This window comes from Nitrospirae bacterium CG2_30_53_67 (genome assembly GCA_001873285.1).
Lineage (GTDB): Bacteria > CG2-30-53-67 > CG2-30-53-67 > CG2-30-53-67 > CG2-30-53-67 > CG2-30-53-67.
The window spans coordinates 1-7,215 of the sequence record MNYV01000180.1; the positions used below are offsets into that span (position 1 = coordinate 1).

The 7,215-nt window shown below is 54.9% G+C and carries 5 protein-coding genes; 2 read left to right on the forward strand and 3 right to left on the reverse strand.

Going from position 1 to position 7,215, the window contains the following annotated elements:
- Window positions 1-311 precede the first annotated feature (311 nt).
- On the forward strand, window positions 312-827 hold the full coding sequence (locus tag AUK29_11120; GenBank protein ID OIP60653.1) for a hypothetical protein: 516 nt from the start codon (window positions 312-314) through the stop codon (window positions 825-827).
- A 298-nt stretch (window positions 828-1,125) separates the two neighbouring features.
- On the forward strand, window positions 1,126-2,379 hold the full coding sequence (locus AUK29_11125; GenBank protein OIP60654.1) for a hypothetical protein: 1,254 nt from the start codon (window positions 1,126-1,128) through the stop codon (window positions 2,377-2,379).
- 105 nt (window positions 2,380-2,484) lie between these two features.
- On the opposite strand, the gene AUK29_11130 is transcribed toward AUK29_11125, so the two are convergent.
- The 3 genes from AUK29_11130 to AUK29_11140 all read right to left on the reverse strand — a co-directional run.
- Window positions 2,485-3,207 (reverse strand): hypothetical protein, encoded by a 723-nt coding sequence (locus tag AUK29_11130; GenBank protein OIP60655.1) that lies wholly within the window; start codon window positions 3,205-3,207, stop codon window positions 2,485-2,487.
- Window positions 3,208-3,394: 187 nt separating this feature from the next.
- Window positions 3,395-4,954: a hypothetical protein gene (locus AUK29_11135; protein OIP60657.1), complete on the reverse strand. Its 1,560-nt coding sequence runs from the start codon at window positions 4,952-4,954 to the stop codon at window positions 3,395-3,397.
- Between the two features lie 205 nt (window positions 4,955-5,159).
- On the reverse strand, window positions 5,160-7,215 hold a 2,056-nt coding region (locus tag AUK29_11140), incomplete at its 5' end, for a hypothetical protein (protein ID OIP60656.1).

Genomic DNA, 7,215 nt, shown 5'->3' on the forward strand with positions numbered 1-7,215 from the left:
TGAGCTTGTCGAACCATGGATTGTCCGATCGGACAATGACAACCCTATATAATCCTGATGTGTACCAATCCCCCGATCCAGTCGGAGGACAGGTATTTTTGTCGCAGACCCCTCGCTTTCCCAGGCAGCATGAGGAAAAATATTGACAAAAAGAGGATAAACCTGCTATAAGGTATCGTACCAGTCGCTTCAAATGAAATCGTTCAGAGAACAGGGGTCTTAAACGATTGACGGATGATGGATCGGGACCTCATCCCAAAGCAATCGCAAACAACCGTGGATAGCGCACATGTTCTAACAGAGTGACACTCATGAATACAAGCGTTCTGGTTTTGAATGCCAGTTACGAACCGATCAACATCTGCATGGCACGCCGTGCAATCGTATTGATTTCAAAAGGCGTGGCCGCCTGTGAAGAGGCGACGCCCCGTTACTTTCATACGCCCTCTCTCAAAATCTCCGTCCCCTCTGTGATCCGTCTGCTCCATTACATCAAGACCCCGCATATGAGGGAAAAACATCCCACCAAGAAGAACGTCCTGATCCGTGATAAAAATACGTGCCAGTACTGCGGGCGGCGTTCCAATCCCACGGATCTGACCCTGGACCATGTGATCCCGAAATCCAGAGGCGGGGAAACCCGCTGGGATAATCTTGTGGCCTGCTGCAAAATATGCAATACCCGGAAAGGGGATCTTGCACCCTCCGAGGCCGGGATGACCCTCCTGAAAGGCCCGAAGGAGCCGAGATATCCCTACCATATCCATCTCTGCCGGACCAGAGGAATCGGGAGCGAGGGGTGGCGCAAGTATCTTTACTATCATTAGATATGCGATAATGCTTGAGCATAAAGAGACAATGAGGGTCGGAATCCACGGGAAGAGGTTTTTTTGAGTCCTCGTCCAACACAGACTCACGATAAAGGCGTGGAATACGCCCCATCCAACACCCATAGGCAAAGTTTATCTTCAAAGGTTGATAAACCAAGATCACCCACCAGAAGCCCGATGTTGTCATCCACCTCCTCAAGATGTGGTTCGCTAATGTCACCAGTGCCTTTTAAAATCTGATTGACATTTGACTCACGATTGCATATATCTTAGATGCATCGATGAGGGAGGACTCATGACCGAATTGAGACAGGGGATTCAGATCTGGCCGATCGGAAGCGGCAAGGGAGGCGTGGGAAAGACCCTCCTTACAGCCAATCTCGGCATCCTCCTTTCCCGGATGAACAGGAAGGTCGTACTCCTCGATGCTGATCTCGGCGCATCCAACCTCCATACCGCCCTCGGCATCCCCTATATCACCAAAACACTGAACAATCTCCTGACCGGCGCCCCCGGAGGACTTCCGGACACAGCCGTCGAAACCCCGATACCGGGCCTGAGTCTGATCGGAGGAGGGCGTCAGCTCCCGGCCTATCCGGACTATCAGAAAGATCTGACCGGGAGGATTCTGTCCGGCATCCCGCTTGTGCGAGCCGACATCCTTCTCATGGACCTGGGAGGCGGCATCCAGACGAACGCCCTTGACCTCTTTCTCCTTTCCAACCGGCCTATCGTGGTGATGACCGAGGATCCTGCCTCAATCCAAACCACCTACCACCTGCTGAAGATGGCGGTCTACAGGAAGATCCTGAAGACATTCCCTCAGAATCCCCTGATCTCTTTTATGGTTGATTCGGCGACCCATCCCAAGAGCCGCCGGAAGGTCCACGCGGTTCCCGAACTGATTGAGAAAATCTCTCACGTGGACCGCTGCTATGCGGATCTCATCCTGAAAACCCTGAAGGACTTTTCTCCTCAAATGATTGTGAACATGGCCGGCCGTCATGACCATCGCCGCCCGGCTGACGTGGTCACTGCCGTCAGCCGTAAATTTCTGGGGATCTCCCCTGAGCTTCTCGGTATCATGGAGTACCATCAGGGAATTGTGGAATCCACCCGGCGCCTCCGGCCGTTCACCCTGAATCCGATGAATCTGAAGGCCACTGAGCAGCTCAACCTGATCGCACACCGGCTGGCCGGGGCGGCCGATGCCGTAAGTTCTCTCGAATCTTCCAGAGAAAAGAATCGGACAAAACCTGCCGTCGAGGTATCCCCTGCAAAGGAAAAACAAGAGATCTGGCTCATGGACAACGTCGAGTACAAGAACCGGCCTCTCTACGTCCTGACTGAAAAACTCAATTCGGACTCATCCATCCAGACCTCGGTTTATTACAGGGGGAGAATCCTTTTTTCAAAGAAGATGCGCTACGCTGAACTCTATGGCCCCGAACCGGACGAAAAGTCCATGGAAAGACTCATCGGCAAACAGCACCAGACCGCCCTCAAAGGGATCCGGGAAGGCCGGCTCCGCTTCAAGGATGAGAAGTGAAGGTTCTTTCGTAAGCAAGATGGCCGGCCATAGAAAAATGAACATACCCCGCTGCAAGCAGCGGGGTATGTTCATTTAGAGTAAAAAACTTACGAAGGCTTCGCCCTATCTCCGTGCAGCCTCATCAATGAATGCCTCGAAGATCCTGCGGCATCCCCGGTCACGCTCAAACAGAAATTCCGGATGCCACTGCACACCCAGAACGAAACCGCGGCGTTCGCTCTCAATCCCTTCGATCACACCGTCTTCAGCCAAGGCATTAACCTTCAATCCATCCCCTATCTCCTTCACAGCCTGGTGGTGGGCGCTGTTGACCTGAAGCGTCTCTTCCCCGATGATTTTATGGAGCAGCGTCTCAGGGACAATCCTTACCTGATGCGAGGGTTCGGTCTTTGGTTTCTTCTGCTCATGGTCCAACGCCCCATGTTTCTGAGTCCCGATGTCCTGATAGAGCGAACCGTTCAGGGCCACATTGATCGTCTGCTCCCCGCCGCAGATCCCGAGGATCGGAAGGCCTCTCTTCAGCGCCTGTTTCGTGATCTCCATCTCAAAACGTGTCCGGTTCTCCTTGACCGTCCCCTTCTCCCCGGTCCATTCCTCACCATAGAAGGAGGGGTCGATATCAAAGGCCCCGCCGGTCAGCAGCAGACCGTGAACAAGGTCGAGCAGCAGGGAAACCTCAGCCGGACCCTCAACATAAGGAAGGATCAACGGGACTCCCCCTCCTTTTATAACCGCCGTGATATACCGTTCACGCAAAAAATAATGGGCCTCGGCCTTTTCTTTCCCCTCTTCAAAATCCGGTGTGACCCCGATGACCGGTTTCATTAAAAAACCTCATTTATATAGCCTTGCATAAATAAGGCTACATATTGTCATTCTCCGGCTTGACCGGAGAATCCAGATTCCTTCTCTGGATTGCCCGATCAAGTCGGGCAATGACGACAGAGCAGACAAGATAAGTATACTATACAACGTTAAGAATAATATTTATCTCGCTTTAATTATGCAATGATTAATAGCTTCGAAGCGTTAATATCTTCCCCGGCCTTTTCCCGGTATGCTCGCCGTCCATCACCACGACCTCCCCGTTGACCATGACCATTCGGATCCCCTCCGGATACCTTTTGGGTTCCTCATAGGTGGATGGGTCCCGGATCGTTTGAGGATCAAAGAGGACCAGATCCGCCGCGAACCCCTGCCGGATCAAGCCTCGGTCACGAATACCTAACTTTTTGATCGGATCGGATGTCATCTTCCGGACCGCCTCCTCCAGGCTCAGGAGCCCTTCCTCCCGCACAAACTGCTGGAGGACGCGAGGACAGGTCCCATAAGCCCTCGGATGAGGGTTCCCTTCGCCGAGCGGGCCCTCCAGGGTCTTGGCCCCGCTGTCCGAGCCGATCATGACATAGTCTTTCTTTAGAATACGCCGCAGGTTCTCATGGCTCATGGTGAAATGAATGCTGTCCACCATGTTCCGTTCCTGTACGAGAAGATCAAAAACAAACTCCAAAGGCTCCTTCCCTGCCAGACCGGCGCACGCCTTGACCTTTTTCCCGGCATAGCCTCGGTTCTCGGGCCGGGTCACGGCGGAGATCATGATCCGGTCGAAATAATCCTCTTCAGGGTGGGCAGCCTCGATCTCTTTTTTCATCCGGCGTCTTATCTCCTGGTCTTTCAGCCGGTTCATGAGGCCTTCGGTCCCCCCCTCGAAGGCCCAGTCCGGAAGCACGGCCGATAACCCGGTGTTGGATGCCGTGTAGGGGTAACGGTCAGCCGTCACGTCCACCCCCTGTCTCCGGGCGGTCTCAATCCGTTCAAACAGGGCATCGAGTTTGTTCCAGTTCCGCTCTCCGGATGTCTTGAGATGAGAAATCTGAAGTGGGATGCCGGAAATGAAGGCGATCTCGATCACCTCGTCCACGGCCTCGAGCAGACGGTTCCCCTCGCTTCGCATATGCACCGCGAAGATCCCGCCGTCCTCCTTGGCCGCCCGGCAGAGATCGACGATTTCGGAAGTCCGAGAGAAACAGGCCGGCGGATAGATGAGCCCCGTAGAGAGTCCAAGCGCTCCCTCGCTCATGGCATGCCTGATGAGCTGAACCATCCGAGCCATTTCTTCGGAAGACGGCGCCCGGTCGCTTCCATACATCACGGAAGAACGGATCGTATTGTGTCCGGCGAGCAGGCCGAAATTCACGGAGATCCCCTGCATGGCCAGATGCGAAAGATACGCGCCCACACTCTCCCATGGAAGGTCCAGCCCGAAAAGGTCCCGATAGACCTTGACCCTTTCCTCTCTGACCTTGCCGAAGACCGGGGCCGCGGAATATCCGCAGTTGCCTCCGATCTCCGTGGTCACCCCCTGCCGCACCTTGCTTTCCGCAAGCGGGTTGACCAGGAGATAATAATCCGAGTGGGAATGGACGTCCACGAATCCCGGCGCGGCCGCCTCTCCATGCCCCTGAATCTCAGTCTCCCCCCGTTCAGGGCAGCAGGGCCCCACATAGGCGAAGCGGCCCTGATGGATGCCGATATCCCCGGTAAAGGCCGGGGCGCCGGAACCGTCCACAATGCGGGCCTCTCGGATCACGATCTGCATTGCCTGACTCCGATCAAACTATGACGGCTTCGTAAAAAGTCCGTCTGCGGCGTTGCGCTTCATTCTTCGTCATTGCAGCGTACTTCTAAGCACGCCTCATTCCTCAGAATTCGCGCGCCTTGCATACGGAGCTTTTTACTGTGCCGTCCCACTTGTGGACTTTTTACGAGTCCATCAACTATGGGTTGGATGAATCCTTGCCGACATGGGGTGCAGAGGGCTCATAAAGACGCCTGTAGATCTCCATATTATTCAGGACCCTCTTGACATAATCCCTGGTTTCCCTGAAGGTAATGGACTCGATCCGCTCATCCGCATCCAACTGTTGGTAGAGATCCCACCACTGATCGGACCTGGATTCCCCTGCATTGTAACTGCATAGAACCCGGACCAGGTCTCCATTGGAACGATCCTTCAAATCAGTCAGGTACCGGATTCCCATCATGATATTCGTCTCCGGATCATATAAGTTTTCCGGTGTGAAATCCTTGATTCCGAGATTTCGGGCAATCACCCTCCCCGTCGAGGGGATGATCTGCATAAGGCCGCGTGCATCGGCAGGAGAGACGATGTCCGGCTGGAACAGGCTCTCCTGGCGCATGACCGCCAGCACAAAAAAAGGATCCAGATTGTTTTTCCGTGTCTCTCTTTGAACCGTATCCCAAAAGGCCAGAGGATACAAGAACCGTTTCATGCAGGCGATGTTGACCTGCCCCTCCGAGCCGCAGGCCTTGCTCTTCAGAACCCACCTCAAAGACTTGGGGAAGTTCCCGGCCCTCTCATAAAGGACCGCGACATAACAGAGATCCGCCGGGTTTTGGGATACCTGCTTCTGAACGGCGGCTATTTCTTCCCCGGATTCATCCAAATAACCGATCCGGATCAGCTCCTCCGCTCGGTCCAGATGGAAGGCGAGCGGCGATCCCGGAGCCGGACGGATCGGTTCCGGATACCATGCCTGATCCTCTTGATCCGAAGAGGCTGCCGTATCCGGAACCAGATTCCAGGATGATTCCAAACGCTTTCTGGCCATGGTTCCGTAGAAATTCCAACGGTAATCCTCCGCGAGCCGCCGGAAGATTTGTTGTCCCTGTTCCGCGTTGCTCAACTTTTCCTCGCATTTACCCTGCCAGTACAGCGCCGCAGGGAACAGGTCGGACCGGGGATAGTTTCTCATACAGGAAAGAAAAATATCCCTGGCCTTCTCGTATTTCCCTGCCTTGTATTCCACCCACCCGGCGCGCCATGCCCCTTCGGCCGCAAGCGGATGATCGGCGTTGACCTCCCCTGACGTGAGAAAATAATCCACGGCCTCGGAATCATCCCCATCATTCTCATAGATCCTTCCGAGGGCATAACGCGCCATCATGCCCCATTCACCCGCAGAATAGGCCCTGATCAGGCGCTTGAAGATCCGTTTTGCCTCGGAATCCCTGTCCTGATTCCAGTAATAACTCCCGAGATGGTACGCCGCTTCAGCCTGGACCGTACCGGCGCCTTTGGAACGGATGAGCTTCTCATAAAGATGGATCCCTTGATCGGGCGATTCAGTCTTGATCAGGGCCCTGGCCTTAAGAAGAAGCGCCTGCTCCAGCAGAGGACTCTCAGGATAGCGCTTCTCAAATGTACTGCAAACCTCAATGACCCGGTCATACCTGAGGGATCGGTTCAGCGCCTGCACCCGTGCGAAATAAAGATCGTCCGACGGAATCTCCGGCGCCACGCCCCTCGTCTTCATGATACCCGCCATCCGTTCTTCCGCATCTCTTCCCTCCGGGGTGACGGGATTTTCAAAGGTTAGGCGCTGATAGACGTCCTGGGCGCCCTGCCAATCCTTCACGCCTTCAAGGGCTTCGCCCAGCAGCAGAGAAACCCGCCGCCTTGTCTCGGATCTTTCTTCCTGTTTCAGGATCCCCTCGGCAACCCCCCTGGCCGCAGGGAATTGCTTCCAGGAGATCAGTGCCCGGACGATCTCCATCCGGGTCCTGGGGACCAGCACACTTTCCGGATACCGCTCAAGAAGCCGGCCGGCAAGGGTAAAGGCCTCTGAAGGTTTCCCCATCTTCAGAGCGGCCCGGATCCGATAGTAGAGAATATAGTCTCCGAGCGCCGGGTAAGCCTCTTCAAGGCCATCCAGCAATCCGGCGGCAAGTACGGCATCCCCTTTTCCCAGGGCGGAAACCCCCTCCTTGAATAACGCGCTCGGGTATCCGGGATCTCTGACGGATGTTGTT